Here is a 17,840-nt window from a genome sequence, read left to right on the forward strand (position 1 = left end):
GCATGGTCTACCTGACCAGCGCCTTCAACAGCCCGGCGATACGTGAATAGGGCGGTTTGAGCAGATCGCTCGCCGCCCAGCGTGCCTGCCACAGGATCGGCAGCTGTTTGCTCATGGCGTCGAAGCCCGCGCGGGCGTGGTACGCGCCCATGCCGCTGGGGCCGACGCCGCCGAACGGCAGGGCGTTGATGGCGAAGTGCAGCAGGGTGTCGTTGACGGTGACGCCGCCGGCCACAACCTGGCCCAGCACCTGCTCCACCACCGCGCGCTGCTCACTGAAGATGTACAGCGCCAGCGGGCGGTCGCGGCGTTGCACGTCGGCCACGGCGTGGTCGAGGTCTGGATAGGCGCAGACCGGCAGGATGGGACCGAAGATCTCGTCCTGCATCAGGTCCAGGTCGGCGGGCGGGTCGAGCACGATGGTCGGCACGATCAGCCGCTCGCGCGTCGCGCGCTCCGGATCGATGCTGGCCAGTTCGATCACTGGCACGCCGCGTTCGCGCGCCTGGGCCAGGTAGCCGAGCAGGCGCTGGTACTGGTCGTCATTGATGATGCGGGTGTAGTCGTCGGGGTGGCTGAAATCGCCATAGCGCGCGCGCACCTGGGTCTGCAGCTGCTGCACGAACTCGCGCTGGCGAAGGCCGTCGATCAGCACGTAGTCCGGGGCGATGCAGGTCTGCCCGGCGTTGAACCACTTGCCGGTCGCCAGCCGCGCGGCGGCCTTGGGCAGCGGGTAGTCGCTGCAGACGATGGCCGGCGACTTGCCGCCCAGTTCCAGGGTCAGCGGGGTCAGGTGCTGCGCGGCGGCGGCCATCACCTTGCGCCCGATCGCGGTGGAACCGGTGAACACCAGGTGGTCCAGCGGCGACCCGGCCAAGGCGGATGCCAAGGCAGCATCGCCCTGCACCACCGCCACGCGGTCGGGCGGGAACACGTCGGCCAGCAGGTCGTGCAGGAAGGCGCTGGTGCGCGGGGTGTGTTCGGACGGTTTGAGGATGACGTGGTTGCCGGCGGCAATCGCGGTGGCCAGCGGAATCAGCGCCAGGTTGACCGGGTAGTTCCAGGGCGAGATCACGCCCACCACGCCCAGCGGCACTGCCCGCGTCTGCGCGCGCGCCGGCCAGAACCGCCAGCCCACCGCCACCCGGCGTGGGCGCATCCAGCTGCGCAGGTGGCCCAACAGGTGGTCGATCTCGTTGAGCACGGTCATGCCATCGGCGATGAGCGACTCATGGGTGGAGCGGTGGCCGAAATCGGCGGCGATGGCTTCGGCCATCTCTTCGAGGCGCGCCTTGAGTGCGGTGCGCAGGCGCTGAAGGTCGCTGCGGCGCTGTTCCAGCGACGGGCGCTTGGCCTGCCAGGCGCTGCGCAGGGTCTGCAGCATGGCCGGTAGCGAGGCGGGGGCGGTGTTGGGGTGGTCCATGGCGGGAATATAGCAATGGTTGTGGCCGACACCGCGAGGACACGCATGGCGTGTCGCTACGCCTCGGGCGCACCGTAGCGACACGCCATGCGTGTCCTCGCGGACCAGAACGAAGAAGGGCCGTGGCAATGCCACGGCCCTTCTGGTTCACGCCATCACCGGATTACTTGGTGATGTCCACGCCCTTGGTTTCATGCAGGAACAGGCCGCCGACCACGACCGTCATCAACGCGATGATGATCGGGTACCACAGGCCGTAGTACAGGTTGCCGGTGCCGGCCACCAGCGCGAACGAGATCGCCGGCAGGAAGCCACCGAACCAGCCGTTGCCGATGTGGTACGGCAGCGACATCGAGGTGTAGCGGATGCGGGTCGGGAACAGTTCGACCAGGTATGCCGCGATCGGACCGTAGACCATGGTCACGTACAGCACCAGGAGCCACAGCATGAACACGGTACCGGCGATGTTGATGCGCGCGTTGTCGGCCTTGGCCGGGTAGCCCGCCGCCGTCAGGGCCGTCTTCAGTTCGCCGCCGAAGGCATCGCCCTTGGCCTTGAGCTCATCCTTGGTCAGGCCAGCGGCCTCGAACGATTCCACCTGCTTGTCGCCCACGCTGACCGTGGCCAGCGATCCGGCAGGCGCCGGCTGCACGTCGTACGGCACACCCGCCTTGGTCAGCGCGGCGGTGGCCACGTCGCAGGAGCTGGTGAACTTGCGCAGGCCCACCGGATCGAACTGGAACGAGCAGGTGTTCGGGTCGGCGATGACCAGTGCCGGCGAGCTGCTGCGGGCTTCTTCGATGGCCGGGTTGGCAAAGTGGGTCAGGCCCTTGAAGACCGGGATGTAGGTCACCGCCGCCAGCAGACAGCCGGCCAGGATGATCTTCTTGCGGCCGATACGGTCCGACAGCCAGCCGAAGAAGATGAAGAACGGCGTACCCAGTGCCAGTGCGGCGGCGATCAGCAGGTAGGAGGTGGTGGCATCAACCTTGAGCATGCTGCTCAGGAAGAACAGCGCGTAGAACTGGCCGCCGTACCACACCACGGCCTGGCCGGCCGCGGCGCCCAGCAGGACCAGCAGCATCAGCTTGAGGTTGCCGTCCTTGAGGCTGTCACGGAACGGGGTCTTGGAGCCCTTGCCTTCGGCCTTCATCTGCTGGAACAGCGGCGACTCGCTCAGCTGCAGGCGGATCCACACCGAGATGCCGAGCAGGATGATCGACACCAGGAACGGAATGCGCCAGCCCCAGGCTTCAAATGCCTCGTTGCCCAGGAAATAGCGGCAGGCGAGGATGATCAGCAGCGACATGAACAGGCCGAGCGTGGCGGTGCACTGGATGAAGCTGGTGTACAGGCCACGCTTGTCGGCCGGTGCATGCTCGGCAACATAGGTGGCCGCGCCACCGTATTCACCGCCCATGGCCAGGCCCTGGGCCAGGCGCAGGACGATCAGGATGACCGGTGCGGCAAAACCAATCGACGCGTAGTTGGGCAGCACACCGACCAGGAAAGTCGAGATGCCCATGATCAGGATCGTGACCAGGAAGGTGTACTTGCGGCCGATGCGGTCGCCGAGGCTGCCGAAGAACGCCGCGCCGAACGGACGCACGAAGAAGCCGGCGGCGAAGGCCAGCAGGGCGAAGATCATGCCCGTGGTTTCGTTGACCCCGCTGAAGAACTGCTTGGCGATGATCGCCGCCAGCGAGCCATACAGGAAGAAGTCATACCATTCGAAAACGGTGCCCAGGCTGGACGCGAAGATGACCTTCTTGTGCCCCTGGGTAAGTGCTGCTTTTGCAGGTACAGGTGTTGTTGACATGGGAAGCTCCCCCTCTGTAATGCCGACTGTAGGTGCCGACCGTTGGTCGGCACTCCTTTAGAAACTGTATTTGGTGGTGAACTGCACGCGGTTGATGTCGCCCTTGCGACCATCCTCGATCTCGCGCACGCCGTACATGTACTCCGCGCCGATATCGACCTTGGGCATCGGCGTATAGAAAATGTTGCCGCGGATGCTCTGCACGCTCTTGGTGACCAGCGGGCCAAGCACGCTGTCGTTGTCGTAGTCGCTGCGCGCGTAGATCAGGTTGGTGCGCAGCTTCGGCGTGAACGCATGTCGCCAGCCGACATAGCCGGCCAGCACACCGGTCGGGTTCAGCTCGTCATTGGCGATGTCGTACGCTGTGTCGGCGGTAACGCCCAGGCCCACGTAGCGGGCAATGCCCTCACCACCGCTGATCTGGTAGTGCAGCTGGTCGCTGCCGCCCATCACCCACTTGCCGCCCAGGGTCAGGCCGCCGCCGATCTTGTCCGCGTCCGCACCCGTGGTCTGGTTGTCGATCTTGAGCTGGCGCACGATGCCACCGACGCCGAAGGTGCCCCAGTCGCCCTTCCACCCGTACCGCAGGGTCAGGTCCGGCAGGGAGCCGCGGTCGCTGTTGCTTGCCACGTTGGTCCACACCCCGGTGACCGGGTTGCGGGTGCCGGTGAGCACGGTGGTTTCCGGGTTCTCCAGCGCGACGCTGAAGCCGCCTTGGGTGTAACGGATCTGCGTCTGGCGGACGAACAGCACGCCGTCGGTGGGGCCGACGAAATCGGCCGCTTCCGGCAGCGACGCGGCGTCCATGAAGTTCGACCAGGTCTGGCCGGCCATCCAGTTGTTCCAGTACATGTAGGCGTGCCGCAGGGTGACGCCGTAGGTATTGGTGGCGGTCTGGTTGCCCAGCGAGTTGCCGAAGAAGTCCATCTCGAAGAACGCACCGGACTTGTTGCCCTTGTCCGACACGTTGTCGATGCCCAGGTTGAAGCGCGAGAACTTGGCGTGGGCGTTGAAGTCCACGTCCGAACGCTCGCCGCTGCCACCTGCACCGGCCACCGGGGTCTGGCCCGGCAGGTACAGCGCGCGGCCGGTGGCGTCGTCGGCCAGCTGGCCATCGCCGGTCTGGGTGGCGAGGAAGTCGGCCTTGATGAAGCCGCCGATCTTGACCGTGGTACCCGGCGCGGCGCCCGGGGTGATGGTGGTGACCTGGATGGGCTGCTTGCCGGCGGGCACGGTGGCCCCCACGGGCTGCTGGGCCTGTACGGTCTTCACCGCCGTCACGTCGGTCTGTGCCTGGCTGATCTGTGTCTGTTGCTGCTGGCTGGTGGACAGCAGCAGCTGCACCTGTCGCTCGAGTTCGGCGACGCGGGCCTCCAGCTGCTTCTCCTTGGCGGTTTCCGCGAACGCCATGCCTGGCGCGATCAGTGCAACAAACATGGCGGCCGCCAACGGCCGACGTGCTGCTTTCAGAATACGGTGGCTCATGTTGCCCTCTCTCCCGGGTGGCAAAGTGATCGCCGCGTGTGGGGTCACGGTCGGGCCGAGCGTGCGGCAGCCTGACGCACCCCGCTATTGGCCATTGGTCGAACCCTCCCACCGTGCGGGTGCGGTACGACCATGGTCTAACCATTCCCGTAACGCGCGGCCCGGCGGATGCGGCAAACTGAGGGGGATGGATCGCGGGTTATGCTGCGATCGCACAACCCAGTCCTAGTGCAAGTGAGGGTGCCATGGCCGATCTTTACCCCGTCAAGGCGGACGTTGCCGCCAAGGCGCGCATTGACAAGAACACCTACCAGCAGCTCTACAAGGCGTCGCTGGACGATCCCGATGCCTTCTGGGGCCAGGCCGCCGAGCGGCTGGACTGGTACACCAAGCCGTCGAAGATCCGTAACGTCAGCTACCAGCTCGACGACTTCCGCATCAAATGGTTCGAGGATGGCGAGCTCAACGCCAGCGTGAACTGCCTGGACCGCCAGCTGGCGCAGCGCGGCGACAAGGTTGCCCTGCTGTTCGAACCGGACAGCCCGGATGCGCCTGCGCAGGGTGTGACCTATCGCGAGCTGTACGAGCGCACCTGCCGCCTGGGCAACGCGCTGCGCAACCTGGGCGTCAAGAAGGGCGACCGGGTCACCATCTACCTGCCGATGATCGTCGACGCGGCCGTAGCCATGCTGGCCTGCGCGCGTATCGGCGCGATCCACTCGGTGGTGTTCGGCGGCTTTGCGCCGAACTCCATCGCCGACCGCGTGATCGACTGCGGCAGCAAGCTGATCATCACCGCCGACGAGGGGCTGCGCGGCGGTCGCAGGATTCCGCTGAAGGCCAATGTGGATGCCGCACTGAAGCTGCCCGGCACCACCACGGTGGAAACCGTGCTGGTGGTGCGCCACACCGGCGGCGCGGTGGACATGCAGGCCCCGCGCGACCGCTGGTTCCACGACGTGGTGGACCCGCAGCCGGCGCAGTGCGAACCGGAGCGGATGAACGCCGAGGACCCGCTGTTCATCCTGTACACCTCCGGCTCCACCGGCAAGCCCAAGGGCGTGCTGCACACCACCGGTGGCTACCTGCTGTACGCGGCCTACACCCATGAAGCGGTGTTCGACCTGCGCGAGGACGACATCTACTGGTGCACCGCCGACGTCGGCTGGGTCACCGGCCACAGCTACATCGTGTACGGCCCGCTCGCCAATGGCGCCACCTCGCTGATGTTCGAAGGCGTGCCGAACTTCCCCACCACCTCGCGGTTCTGGGAAGTGATCGACAAGCACCAGGTGACCATCTTCTACACCGCACCGACCGCGATCCGCGCGCTGATGCGCGAAGGCGATGCACCGGTCAAGCGCACCTCGCGTGCGTCGCTGCGCCTGCTTGGCAGCGTGGGCGAGCCGATCAATCCGGAAGCCTGGCGCTGGTACTACGACGTGGTCGGCGAAGGCCGTTGCCCGATCGTGGATACCTGGTGGCAGACCGAGACCGGCGGCATCCTCATCTCACCGCTGCCCGGCGCCACCGATCTCAAGCCCGGTTCGGCCACGCTGCCGTTCTTCGGCGTGCAGCCGGCGCTGGTCAACGCCGATGGCGAGATCAAGGACGGCGCCACCGAAGGCAACCTGATCATCCGCGATTCCTGGCCGGGCCAGATGCGCAGTGTCTACGGCGACCACCAGCGGTTCATCGACACGTACTTCCGCACCTATCCGGGCAGCTACTTCACCGGGGATGGGTGCCGCCGCGACGAAGACGGCTACTACTGGATCACCGGCCGCGTCGACGACGTGATCAACGTGTCCGGTCATCGCATCGGTACCGCCGAGGTGGAAAGCGCGCTGGTCTCGCACCCCAAGGTGGCCGAAGCGGCGGTGGTCGGCTTCCCGCACGACATCAAGGGCCAGGGCATCTACGCCTACGTGACCCTGGTGGCCGACGAGACGCCGAGCGACGAACTGCACAAGGAGCTGGTGGCGTGGGTGCGCAAGGAAATCGGCCCGATCGCGGCGCCCGACCACCTGCAGTGGGCACCCGGCCTGCCGAAGACGCGTTCGGGCAAGATCATGCGCCGCATCCTGCGCAAGATCGCCGAGAACGCGCCTGACCAGTTGGGCGACACGTCGACCCTGGCCGATCCTTCCGTGGTGGCGTCGCTGGTCGAAGAGCGCAAAGTCAAATAGTGGTCCCAACCAACCCCATGCCTACCCTGCTGATTGCCGACGACCACCCCCTGTTCCGCGAAGCCCTGCGCGGCGCGGTGCAGCGGGTGATGCCGGGGGTGCTGCTGTTTGAAGCCGACAGCGTGGAAGCGCTGTACCAGCTTGCCGACCAGCACACCGACGCCGACCTGGTCCTGATGGACCTCAACATGCCCGGCGCGCAGGGGTTCAACGCGCTGGTGCACATGCGCGCCCTGCACCCGCAGTTGCCGGTGGTGGTGGTGTCGGCCCGCGAGGAGCCGACCGTGATGCGGCGTGCGCTGGACCACGGTGCGTTCGGCTTCATTCCGAAGTCGGCCGATTCGGACACCATCGGCCATGCGTTGAGCACCATCCTGGATGGTGAGACGTGGGCACCGCCGGAGGCACACACCATGCCGCCGACCGGTCGTGAGGAGCGCGAGGTCGGCCAGCGTCTGCGCGAACTCACGCCGCAGCAGTTCCGCGTGCTGCAGATGCTGGGCGCAGGGCGGCTCAACAAGCAGATCGCCTACGACCTGAACGTGTCCGAGGCGACCATCAAGGCGCATGTCACCGCGATCCTGCGCAAGCTGGGCGTCACCAACCGCACCCAGGCGGTGCTGATGGCCGGCAAGCTGGCGCTGGATGACGAGCCGTTGGTGTTGCCGCCGGAAGAGGATTGACCTGCGGTTGGATCTGCGTGGCTGCCGGCCAGCGGCGGCACTACCTGCGCGGGCTGTATAGCCGAAGCTATACATCCCAGCATTCCCTGCGCAATGCGTGCATTCCGTGGTGAAGCGCATTGTCGGTGCTAAGCTTCGCGTCCCCTTGGGGAGTAGCCTGTTTCCTTTGATGAGGAAACGCCCGTATCAACATACTCGGCCAGTGCGCCGTGGTGCGGGCAGCCATGATGGTTGGCGAGACCAGCGGTCCGCGTGCGCAACGACAGGTTGGGCGCGAGCGCGGTCCGTTGTCCGACACCGCCCAACCTGCCGTGCCCTCCCATGTCACCCGTTTCCATCCTGCTGATCGGCTTTGCCATGTCCACCGATGCCTTCGCCGCGGCGATCGGCAAAGGTGCGGCCATGCGCACGCCACGCTTCCCGGACGCGCTGCGCGCCGGCCTCATCTTCGGTGTCATCGAGGGCATCACGCCGGTGATCGGCTGGTTGCTGGGGCGCGCCGCACTGCAGTACGTGGAAGCCTTCGATCACTGGATCGCGTTCGGTCTGCTCGGCGCGCTCGGCCTGCACATGATCATCAATGGCGTGCGCCCCGACGCCGGCGGCGATGAGGACGACGCCGACAAACACCACGGCTTCTGGCGGTTGGCCGTCACCGGCTTCGCCACCAGCATCGATGCGATGGCGGTCGGCATCGGCCTGGCCTTCATGGACGTGCATATCGGTGTGATGGCCGTGGTCATCGGCCTGTGTACGCTGACCATGGTCACGCTGGGCATCATGCTGGGCCGCGTGCTCGGCGGCATGGTCGGCAAGCGCGCGGAGATCGTCGGTGGCGTCATCCTGATCATCATCGGCGCGACCATCCTGTACGAGCATCTGCACGGTGCGGCGTAAGGTCGTTTCATGGCTGCCATGACCGCGTGGGTTGCGGGGCAATGTTTCGGCTGCCGTGCTGGAGGCGAACATCGTGATAGTTCACGATGCGCACCAGCTCATAGCTCTTCGGACCAGTCTTGACGAACAGCAGCCGCATGACGTTACGGCCGCGCAGCCCGTCAAGATGGACGTCTTCGGACAGGTAGAGTTTGCCGTCGAACCGGACCGGATGCCCGACCGCTCGACCCGTACGGAGAAACTGCTCGATACTGCGCACATCCTGCCACGTACGACACTGCGGATCGTAGGATGCGAGTTGCCTCAACAATCGGGCACTACGCGCGACGTCTATCAGATTTGACACACCAGCGGTGGCCCCCCCGGCATCCGGGCTATGGAGCGTGTGGCCGATACTGCTGGACGCGTGTTTCAGCCCGGCTGCGGTCCCGCGTGGCCTGCGGCCGGAGCGTTTGACCACATCGGGAGCGCCAACCGGAAATTCCATCTGCTGCCCAACGGTGGGTGTGGCAATCCATTCCAAGCGGTGCGTCTCGACCTTGAATCCCTGGGCGTCGCGCATGGACGCGTTGGCCAGGTCAACGCGCATGAAGGGACACTCAAGCCTGCGCAGCACATCCTGGGGCGATGCGCCTGCACGGTTGATGGCTGCACGGACGCGTGGATAATCCTTTCGATACGCGGCGACCAAGTAGCACTCTTGGGTCGTGCCGCGGCTGATCACCAGGATTCCCCGGTCGGCGCAGTGGTGAAGGAAGAACGTCCTCAGCACGTCGTCCATCAGCAGTGCGGGCGCAAGGCCGTACGCGCCGCAGTGTTTCTTGAAGCTGTCCTGGATGACACGCACATCCCGGTCCAGCCGGTCGCACAACTGCTTGACCGCCACCCTGTCGTGCATGCAGGCGTCTTCATCACGCAGCATCCGGGAAAGCCGTGGATACGCGTTCAACATCTGCACCCGTGCTTCGTGCCTGCATTGCTCCGCCTGACGATGCTCCCTCCAGCGCAGCACGCCCCACCAGCCGACGCCCAGCAGAGCGCCCACGCCCGTTCCCGGCAGCAGGTTGCCAATGCCCTGGAAGGCCAGCGCCACCGCGCTGCCCGCACCGGCGCCGACCCCCGCCGCCACTGGCCCGGCCAGCGCGTCCTGCGGCGACACATTTCCCAATGACTGCAGCCACGACGCCCCAGCGCGGGCCGATGTCGTGGCGGGCAACGGCGGATCCGTCAGGCAGGGGGTAGTTGCGCCGCCGGCGGCAGAGAGCTTGGGCATCACGGGTGCGGATCCGTGGAACGGGGCCGCCAGCATAGGCACCGGTCGAAACCGCAGCGGCTGCGCATCACGTCCGACCGCGTCCGCGTCCGTAGGCGGGGCGCGGCACGGCGCCACGCCTCTGTCGCCTTCAGCCAGGCAGGCTCGAATGCGCGGCCAGGAACGCGCGCAGCGAGGCCGGTTTGATCGGCTTGGTCAGCAGCCGGTAGCCGCGCTCGCGCGCCATGCGCTTGAGCTCATCGCGACCGTCCGCGGTCAGCAGCGCGCCGGGAATCGGCCGACCGGCGCGCTCGCGCAGCGCCACCAGCGTGTCCAGCCCGTCCAGGCGGTCGTGCAGGTGGTAATCCACCAGCATCACGTCCAGCTGCGCGTCCACGACGTCCAGGGCCTGGTCGACGGTGCTGGCGGTGATCACCTCCACCTGCCAGCGGCCCAGCAGCGCGCGCATGCCGTCGAGGATTTCCTGGTCGTTGTCCACGCACAGCACGCGCATGCCGGCCAGCGAATCCGAGCGCGTGGCGTGTTCGGGCGGGAGCGACTGCGCCGTGGCCGGCGGCAGGTCGGGCACCGCCGCGCGCGGCAGCAGGATGGAGAACATGCTGCCACTGCCTACCCGGCTGCGTGCATTGAGCCGGTGGTCGAGCAGGCGCGAGATGCGCTGGCAGATCGACAGGCCCAGGCCCAAGCCCTGCTCACCCCAGTCGAACGGCTGCTGGTAGCGGTGGAACTCGTCAAAGATCTGCTGCATGTGGTGCTCGGGAATACCCGGCCCGGTATCCCAGACCTGCAGTTCGACCTCGTCGCGGCGGTGGCGCACCGCCAGCACGATGCGGCCCTGGCGGGTGTAGCGAAGCGCATTGGCCAGGAAGTTCTGCAGCACGCGGCGCAGCAGGCGGCGGTCGCTGCGTACCCACGCGGGCCGCGCGAACAGATCCAGGCGCAGGCCGCGGCCGGCCGCCACCGGCGAGTACTGCGCGGCCAGCTCGCGCATCAGCAGGCTCACATCGAAATCGCCGATCACCGGATGCAGCCCACCGGCATCCAGCCGCGAGACATCCAGCAGGCCATCGAGCAGTTCTTCGGCCGCGCGCAGCGAGGCGTCCACGCGCTCGGCGAGGTGGCGCTGCTCATCGTTGTCGTGGTGGCTGTCGCGCAATGCCGACGCGAACAGGCGCGCCGCGTTGAGCGGCTGCAGCACGTCATGGCTGATCGCCGCCAGGAAGCGGGTCTTGGACTGCTGCGCCATCTCCGCCTCGTGCGAACGCTCGGCCACGCGCTGCTCCAGGGTTTCGTTGGCCTCCAGCAGCGCGGTTTCGGCGTGCTTGTAGTCGGTGATGTCGTTGTAGCTGGTGACGTAGCCACCGCCGGGCAGCGCCTGCCCGCGCATCTCGATCACCCGGCCATCGCTGCGGGTGCGCTCGAAGATGTGCGGCGACCCGGCACGCATGTAGCCGATGCGGCGGTTGATCTGGATATCGATGTCACCCTCGCCCAGCTCGCCGCGCTCGGCGTTGTAACGGATCAGGTCAGCCACCGGGCGGCCGACATACAGCATGCCGTCGGGGTACCCGAACATCTGCTGGTAGCGCCGGTTCCAGGCGGTCAAGCGCATTTCCGGGTCGACCACGCTGACCCCGGCACTGATGTTTTCCAGCGTGGTGGACAGGATCTCGCGGTTGAAGCGCAGTTCCTGCCCCGCCTCGTCCAGCACCGCCACCACTTCGCCCAGGTCCATGCCCGAACCACGCAGCAGGCTGGTGAGCAGCAGGCGCGCGGACGCCGCACCGATCGACGCAGCCAGCAGGCGTTCGGTGAACTGCACCCAGGCCCGGTCGGCCGCGGCCGAGGCCTGCAGTTCGAGGCCCATCGACTGCGCCTGCTCGAAGAACGAGCGGCGCGCATGGCGGTCGCCGACCACGCGCGAGGCCAGCGCCAGCAGGTCGCCCACATGCACGTTGCCTGGCCAGGCGCCGGCCACCGCGGGGCGCTGCGCATACGGGTCCAGGAACGGCGCCGCGCGCAGGCGCTCGTCCACGCCCGGGCGCCAGCGCACCGAGACCAGCAGCATGGCCGCGGCGTTGACCAGCAGCGACCAGAAGGTGCCGTGGGTGAGCGGATCCCAGCCGCTCATGCCGAACAGGCGTTGCGGCTGCAGCCATTCGATACCGAAGGGTCCGGCGGTCAGCCAGGTCGCGTCCATCCAGCCGGCGTGGGTGAGCGCGGGCAGCAGCAGGGTGTATATCCACGTGCCGAAGCCCAGCAGGATGCCGGTCTCCACGCCGCGGCGGCTGGCACCGCGCCAGTACAGCCCCCCAATGAGCCCCGGCGCGAACTGTGCGACCGCCGCGAAGGCCATCAACCCGTAAGACGCCAGCGTGCTGTCGTTGCTGCTGCCGCGGTAATAGCTGTAGGCGGCCAGCGCCAGCAGCAGGATCGCCATGCGGCGGATCCACAGCACCCGCGAGGCGACGTCGGCAGCTTCCTGGTGGTCGCCACTGCGGCGCAGCAGCACCGGCATGACCAGGTCGTTGCTGACCATCGTGGCCAGCGCGATGGAGGAGACGATGACCATGCCGGTGGCCGCGGAGAACCCGCCGACGTAGGCCACCAGGGCGAGGAACTTGCGGCCTTCGGCCAGCGGCAGCGCAAGCACCATGCTGTCGTCGGCCACGCTGCCGCCGGTGCCGAACAGGGTCACGCCGGCCGTGGCGATCGGAATCACCATCGCCGAGATCACCACCAGGTACCCGCCGAACATCCAGCGCGCGCGGCGCACGTCGCGCACATCGCCGCACTCGACCACCGCCACGTGGAACTGGCGCGGCAGGCACACGATCGCCAGGAAGCTCAGCAGGGTCTGCGAGATGAAGCCCACCGGTGGCAACCCGGTGAACAGCGTATGCACGCTGCGGATCACCGTCTCGCCGCGATCGGCCAGCCACAGGTAGGCGAACAGGCCCAGCGCCACCATCGCGATGAGCTTGATCATCGATTCCAGCGCGATCGCCAGCATCATGCCGTGGTGATGCTCGGTCGCATCGACCTGGCGGGTGCCGAACAGCGTGGCGAACAGCGCCATCAGCAGCGCCACGTACAGCGCCGGGTCGCTGAAATAGCCGGTGGGGCCGACGTTGCCGGTCAGTACCTGCAGGCTCATGGCCACGGCTTTGTACTGCAGGGCCAGGTACGGCACGATGCCGATCAGCGCGATCACTGCCACCAGTGCTGCCAGCCGCCGTGAGCGGCCGAACCGCGAGGAGATGAAGTCGGCGATGGAGACCACGTTCTGGCTCCGCGCGATCAGCGCCAGGCGCTCGATGATGCGCCAGCCGAACAGCAGCAGCAGCAGCGGCCCCAGGTAGATGGGCAGGTAGCCGATGCCGTTGCGCACCGCCGTGCCAACGGCACCGTAGAAGGTCCACGACGAGCAGTACACGGCCAGCGCCAGGCTGTAGACCACCGGGCGCAGCCATGGGCGGTCCGGGTACATCGGCCGACGGTCGCCCCACCACGCCACGCCGAACAGCAGCGCGGCATAGGCCACCGACACCAGCAGCAGGATCCAGCTAGAAACCACGGCAATGTTTCCGCGAGCGCATTCGGCAGTGTAGCCGCTGGATGCGGTATGCCGGGGCCATCCTCACGCCGCCAGCGGTGCCAGGGGGCGCGAGGGCAGGTGCAGGTCGATGCGCGTGCCCTCGCCGGGGCGGCTGTGGACCTGTACCGAACCGCCGGCGGCGGCCACCAGGCTGGCGGTGACCGACAGCCCCAGCCCCGTGCCCTGGCCCACCGGCTTGGTGGTGAAGAACGGCTCCAGGCACCGGGCGCGGATGGCTTCGCTCATGCCCTGGCCGGTGTCCTGCAGCTGCAGCACCAGCGCGCCGTCCGGGTCAGGCGGTTGCAGCCGCAGGGTGAACGCGCCGCCATGAGGCATCGCCTGGTTGGCGTTGACCGCCAGGCTGAGCAGGATCGATTCGAGCTGCGCCGGATCGAAGTGGATCAGCCGGCGTACCCCGCCGGTGTCCACCTCGCAGCGCACGCCTTCGTCGAAGACCTGCTGCAGCGTGGGCGCCATCGCCATCAGCGTGGCCGCCGCGTCCAGCAGCTGCGGCCGGCCGGGCTCCAGCCGGCTGAAATCCAGCAACCGGCGGCTGACCGCACTGGCCCGGCGGGTGGCCGAGTCCGCGCCCTGCAGGGCACTCTGCAGGTCGTCACCCTCGCTGCGCCGCGCCTTGGCCACGTAGCCCTGGATCAGCGCCAGCAGGTGGTTGAAGTCGTGCGCGATCCCGCTGGCGAGGCGGCCGACGTTCTCCATCTTCATGGCGTGCACCAGCTGGTCGCGCGAGCGCTCGCGCTCCTGCATCTCCACCTGCAGTTGGTCGCGCTTGCGTGACAGTTCCCGGCTGCGCTGCTGCGCCTCGTGCAGGCTTTCACGCAGCCCGGTCACGCTGTGGTGAAGCAGCCAGGCGGTGATCACGGCACCCGCTGCGGAGATCGCCAGATCGGCGGTGGCGTGCTGCACCCGGTCGGCACGGAACAGCGCACCGGACGCATCGCCCCAGGCACCCAGTGCCATCACGCCACACAGCCAGGCGGTGCTCCAGCGCAGCGCGGGGCCGCCGAGCACCGCCGCCACCAGCAGCACCGGAACCAGCTGCACCATCTGCACGCGCAGCTGTGCGGCCAGGCCCCAGTAGCCGTAGGCCAGCACCAGCAGCAGCAGTTCGCCCACCAGGAAGGTCATGGCCGCATGCAGGGTGCGCCCGGCGCGATGCTCGATCAGGCACAGCAGGCAGAGCAGGATGTGCGAGGCGGCCATGGCCGGCACCATCAGGTCCAGCCCAAGCCCCGTGCGCAGCGCGAGCCACAGCGCCAGCAGCAGGTGGTACAGCCCCACCAGCAGCAGCAGCCCCCGCAGCATGGCGTCGGTCCGGGTGCCCAGACCCTGCGGGCAAGCGCTGGCGGCGTTGGGTGCGGGGGGCAGCGGGTCGGGCATGCGGGACGGGATCCGGCCGGTGAGGCCGGCGCTCGGCGGCAACACGGGTATATTAGCAGCGCGTGCCCGGGCACCGCCGCCGCCGCCGCTCCGCGCCGGACCCGGTACGCCGTCATCAGTCTGCACCCGACCGGGGAAGTCGTTGCCTCCATGATTACGTTGTCGCTTGTCCGGCGTGGACTGCCTGCGCTTGTCTGCCTGTTTTCGCTCGCTGCCCTGCCCGCTCTGGCGCAACGCCCGCTCGATGGCGCGCCGCGGATGGAACAGGTGGAACAGTGCCATGCGCTGCTCACCAGTGAACCGCAGACGTCGTTGAAGATGGCGCGCGCCCTGCTGGCGGCGCCGTCGATCTCCACCTCGATGGAGATCGGCGCCGTGGGCTGCCTGGGCGTATCCCTGCGGGCGCTGGGGCAGCTGGACCAGACCGCCGGGTTGCCCGACCGCCTGCTCGCAGCGGCAGCACGCGCCGATGCCACGGCCGAGGACCGGATGCGCGCGCGCTCGATGGCCTCGCACCTGCTGCTATGGCGCGGCGATCACACCCGGGCGCTGGCATTGACCGGCGAGCTGCTCGACGCGGCGGTCCGCGAGCGCGACGTGCACGGCCAGATCGGGGCGCTGATGCAGATCGCGATGATCCGTGGCGATGCCATGGGCGATGCCGAAGGGGCGCTGACGTACCTGCACAAGGCCACGCAGCTCAGCGAGCACCTGCGCCGCCCGCCCAACCCCGGCGATCTGATCCTGTACTACAACTACGGCTACGCGCTGCTGACGATGCAGCGGTATGACGAGGCGTCGGCGGCCTTCAAGCGCGCCGAGGGGATCGGGACGCGGCTGAGTGGGCAGGACGTGTTCCTGCACCGTATTGCCAGCCACCGTGCCGAGATCCAGCGCGTGACCGGGCAGCTGGACCAGGCCGAGGCCGGCCTGCGCAAGGTGCTGGACTGGCAGGCCGTGCAGGACCCGCAGGGCCAGATCGTGACCCTGCAGCGGCTGGCGCGGTTGGCGATCGATCGCCGCCAGGCCGACGCCGCGCTGCCGCTGGCGCTGCAGGCACAAGCCCTGGCCGACGGCGGGCGCTTCACCGAGGAGATCCGCAACGGACTGGACCTGCTCGGCGATATCCACACCCTGCTCGGCCACCGCGAGCAGGCATTGCAGTACGTGCGCCAGGGTCGTGACATGGACCAGGCCCGCAACAAGGGCGAAACCCTCACCCAGCTGGCGCGCTTGCAGGCCTCGGCCGAACGCAGCATCGATCCGGCCCAGGTCAACGCCGTGCAGGACCTGGGCCGGGTGCGGCTGCTGCGCAATACGGCCGTCGCCGCGCTGCTGGCGGTGTGGGTGATCGCCACGGTGATCGTGCTGCGGCTGCGCCACCAGCGCCGCCAGCTCACGGCATTGAGCCGGACCGACGCGGTGACCGGGCTGGTCAACCGGCGCGAGGCGGAACGGCTGCTGGACGCCGACACCGCCCAGGCGTCACGGCGCGGCCGCAGCGCGCTGCTGTTGCTGGAACTGGACCATTTCAAGCAGCTCAACGACCGCCATGGCCAGGCCGCGGGCGACCGCGTACTGAAGGCCGTGGCCACCTGCGTGCGCCAGGCCAGCGACCGTCATGACCTGGTGGCACGCTGGGGCGGCGCCGGATTCCTGGTCGCCCGCCACGACACCAGCGCAGCGGCCGCGCAGGCCCTGGCCGGTCACCTGCGGCTGGCGATTGAACGCCTGGTGGTCGAGATCGGTCCCGGACAACACCTCACCATCAGCGCGAGCATCGGGGTGGCGTCGCTGCCGCTCTTCGACGATGTGCCGCCCGTGCTCGACGACAGCCTGCATGCCGCCGACCGGGCGTTGCAGGTGGCCCGCCAGAGCGGACGCAATGCATGGGCGTGCGTGTGGGGCGAACGCGGCGCCGGTGCACCGGACCTGCACGTGCTGCTCGGCAATCCCACCGCGGCGATGGCCGACGGGTGGGTGACATTGAGCAGCAGCCGCCCGATCCAGTGGGTCCCGTAGCGCCACGCCATGCGTGGCTGCGCTACCTCATTTCAGCGCGCGACCTCGAATCGCACCTCGACACGACGGTTGGGCAACAGGCATTCCAGCAGCGCCGCGCGCGGGCGCACGCCATCGCACTGCTGGACCTGCTGGGTATCGCCGCGGTATTCGTAGCGCACCTTCGCAGGGTCGATGCCGCGGCCGATCAGCAGCTCGCGCACGGTGCGGGCGCGTCGCTCGGATAGCGACTGGTTGGCATCGAAGCCACGCCCCTGCATGCGGTCGGCATGGCCGACCAGCGTGATGCCCTGCAGCTGCAGTTTCTCGCCGGCAATGCTGGCCAGCGCGCGGTCCACGCTTTCCAGCGAGTACGTGCGGATATCGCGGTAGCCGTCGCGGTCGAACTCGAACAGTACGTTGGCCACCAGCGGGCCCGGCGCGGTCACCGCGGCCGGTGCCACGTCGCACTGGCGGGCCAGCGCCTCGGCATCGTTCACCAGCTCCTCGGCGATCTGGATGTACGGCTTGGAATGCCGCCACTGCTGCTGGTTGAACTCGTTGCCGGCGTGCACCAGCTCGACTTCGCCGCAGGCCACCTGCTGGGCGGCGCAGGCGAAGCCCGGCGTGCCGTGCAGCACGCGCAGGCGCTGCCACAGGTCGTCGCGCAGGTACTTGGCGTTGTTCACCAGCGGCGTGTCGGTGGGCAGCGGGCGGGCGCCCTGCTCCATGCCGATGATGAGCCGCTCCGATTCACCGAGCGCGGCCTGCGGGAAGTCGCTGCGGTCGTTGCGGCTGTATTCGTGGAAGGACACGTCCAGCCAGCACTGCGCCTTGGACAGGTGGTAATCGCGGATCGGACGGCCGCCGTCGTTGAGCGCCTGGATGCGGCCCTGGGTGGCCTCATACGTGGCGTGGTCGGCGTGGATCGCGGCGTCGGTGATGCGCAGCTGCTGCGGCAGCAGCTGCGCCTGCTGGGCCGAAGCGGCGCCGGCGAGTCCGGCAAGGATCGCCATGCCCAGCAACGGGCGGGCGAAACGGAAGGTCGGGTGGGTAACGGTCATCGGGGCATCC

The 17,840-nt window shown here is 68.0% G+C and carries 11 protein-coding genes and 1 riboswitch; of the genes, 4 read left to right on the plus strand and 7 right to left on the minus strand.

Features of this window, described 5'->3' with window-relative positions; all coding sequences use genetic code 11:
- Positions 1–7: 7 nt before the first annotated feature.
- The 3 genes from AC3ITN_RS19180 to AC3ITN_RS19190 form a co-directional block, all read right to left on the minus strand.
- Positions 8–1,423, minus strand: a complete 1,416-nt coding sequence (locus AC3ITN_RS19180; RefSeq protein WP_489391555.1) for a coniferyl aldehyde dehydrogenase — start codon at positions 1,421–1,423, stop codon at positions 8–10.
- 163 nt (positions 1,424–1,586) lie between these two features.
- Positions 1,587–3,242, minus strand: a complete 1,656-nt coding sequence (locus tag AC3ITN_RS19185; RefSeq protein WP_313347687.1) for an MFS transporter — start codon at positions 3,240–3,242, stop codon at positions 1,587–1,589.
- A gap of 57 nt (positions 3,243–3,299) precedes the next feature.
- Positions 3,300–4,727 carry a DcaP family trimeric outer membrane transporter gene (locus AC3ITN_RS19190; protein WP_313347688.1) on the minus strand — a complete coding sequence of 476 codons (1,428 nt, stop codon included), beginning with the start codon at positions 4,725–4,727 and terminating at the stop codon, positions 3,300–3,302.
- Positions 4,728–4,972: 245 nt separating this feature from the next.
- Here AC3ITN_RS19190 and acs point away from each other — a divergent pair, with 245 nt between their 5' ends.
- From acs to AC3ITN_RS19205, 3 genes are all read left to right on the plus strand, one after another.
- Positions 4,973–6,916 carry an acetate--CoA ligase gene (gene acs / locus AC3ITN_RS19195; protein WP_313347689.1) on the plus strand — a complete coding sequence of 648 codons (1,944 nt, stop codon included), beginning with the start codon at positions 4,973–4,975 and terminating at the stop codon, positions 6,914–6,916.
- 17 nt (positions 6,917–6,933) lie between these two features.
- Positions 6,934–7,599 (plus strand): response regulator transcription factor, encoded by a 666-nt coding sequence (locus tag AC3ITN_RS19200; protein ID WP_313347690.1) that lies wholly within the window; start codon positions 6,934–6,936, stop codon positions 7,597–7,599.
- 141 nt (positions 7,600–7,740) lie between these two features.
- Positions 7,741–7,906, plus strand: a riboswitch (yybP-ykoY riboswitch).
- Between the two features lie 14 nt (positions 7,907–7,920).
- Positions 7,921–8,496 carry a manganese efflux pump MntP gene (locus tag AC3ITN_RS19205; RefSeq protein ID WP_313347691.1) on the plus strand — a complete coding sequence of 192 codons (576 nt, stop codon included), beginning with the start codon at positions 7,921–7,923 and terminating at the stop codon, positions 8,494–8,496.
- 7 nt (positions 8,497–8,503) lie between these two features.
- On the opposite strand, the gene AC3ITN_RS19210 is transcribed toward AC3ITN_RS19205, so the two are convergent.
- The 3 genes from AC3ITN_RS19210 to AC3ITN_RS19220 form a co-directional block, all read right to left on the minus strand.
- Positions 8,504–9,772, minus strand: coding sequence for a hypothetical protein (locus AC3ITN_RS19210; RefSeq protein WP_489391556.1), 1,269 nt, complete (start codon positions 9,770–9,772; stop codon positions 8,504–8,506).
- Between the two features lie 127 nt (positions 9,773–9,899).
- The gene (locus AC3ITN_RS19215) at positions 9,900–13,346 is read right to left on the minus strand and encodes a hybrid sensor histidine kinase/response regulator (protein WP_489391557.1); all 3,447 of its coding nucleotides are present in this window, start codon (positions 13,344–13,346) and stop codon (positions 9,900–9,902) included.
- Between the two features lie 63 nt (positions 13,347–13,409).
- Entirely contained in the window at positions 13,410–15,047 is a 1,638-nt protein-coding gene (locus tag AC3ITN_RS19220; protein WP_489391558.1) for a sensor histidine kinase, read from the minus strand.
- On the opposite strand from AC3ITN_RS19220, the gene AC3ITN_RS19225 reads away from it, so the two are divergent.
- On the plus strand, positions 15,024–16,787 hold the full coding sequence (locus AC3ITN_RS19225) for a diguanylate cyclase (RefSeq protein ID WP_489391559.1): 1,764 nt from the start codon (positions 15,024–15,026) through the stop codon (positions 16,785–16,787). The two genes, AC3ITN_RS19220 and AC3ITN_RS19225, sit on opposite strands and share 24 nt — an antisense overlap.
- Positions 16,788–16,819: 32 nt before the next feature.
- Here AC3ITN_RS19225 and AC3ITN_RS19230 read toward each other — a convergent pair whose 3' ends face one another.
- The gene (locus tag AC3ITN_RS19230) at positions 16,820–17,830 is read right to left on the minus strand and encodes an OmpA family protein (RefSeq protein WP_489391560.1); all 1,011 of its coding nucleotides are present in this window, start codon (positions 17,828–17,830) and stop codon (positions 16,820–16,822) included.
- Between the last annotated feature and the right edge of the window lie 10 nt (positions 17,831–17,840).

The sequence above is a fragment of the Stenotrophomonas sp. KH_036_B genome (genome assembly GCF_057839485.1).

Excerpts from the sequence above, each read along its gene's own strand:
- AC3ITN_RS19180 (WP_489391555.1), bottom strand. The coding sequence starts at position 1,423 with ATGGACCACCCCAACACCGCCCCCGCCTCGCTACCGGCCATGCTGCAG.
- AC3ITN_RS19185 (WP_313347687.1), bottom strand. The coding sequence starts at position 3,242 with ATGTCAACAACACCTGTACCTGCAAAAGCAGCACTTACCCAGGGGCAC.
- AC3ITN_RS19190 (WP_313347688.1), bottom strand. The coding sequence starts at position 4,727 with ATGAGCCACCGTATTCTGAAAGCAGCACGTCGGCCGTTGGCGGCCGCC.
- acs (WP_313347689.1), top strand. The coding sequence starts at position 4,973 with ATGGCCGATCTTTACCCCGTCAAGGCGGACGTTGCCGCCAAGGCGCGC.
- AC3ITN_RS19200 (WP_313347690.1), top strand. The coding sequence starts at position 6,934 with ATGCCTACCCTGCTGATTGCCGACGACCACCCCCTGTTCCGCGAAGCC.
- AC3ITN_RS19205 (WP_313347691.1), top strand. The coding sequence starts at position 7,921 with ATGTCACCCGTTTCCATCCTGCTGATCGGCTTTGCCATGTCCACCGAT.
- AC3ITN_RS19225 (WP_489391559.1), top strand. The coding sequence starts at position 15,024 with ATGGAACAGGTGGAACAGTGCCATGCGCTGCTCACCAGTGAACCGCAG.
- AC3ITN_RS19220 (WP_489391558.1), bottom strand. The coding sequence starts at position 15,047 with ATGGCACTGTTCCACCTGTTCCATCCGCGGCGCGCCATCGAGCGGGCG.
- AC3ITN_RS19230 (WP_489391560.1), bottom strand. The coding sequence starts at position 17,830 with ATGACCGTTACCCACCCGACCTTCCGTTTCGCCCGCCCGTTGCTGGGC.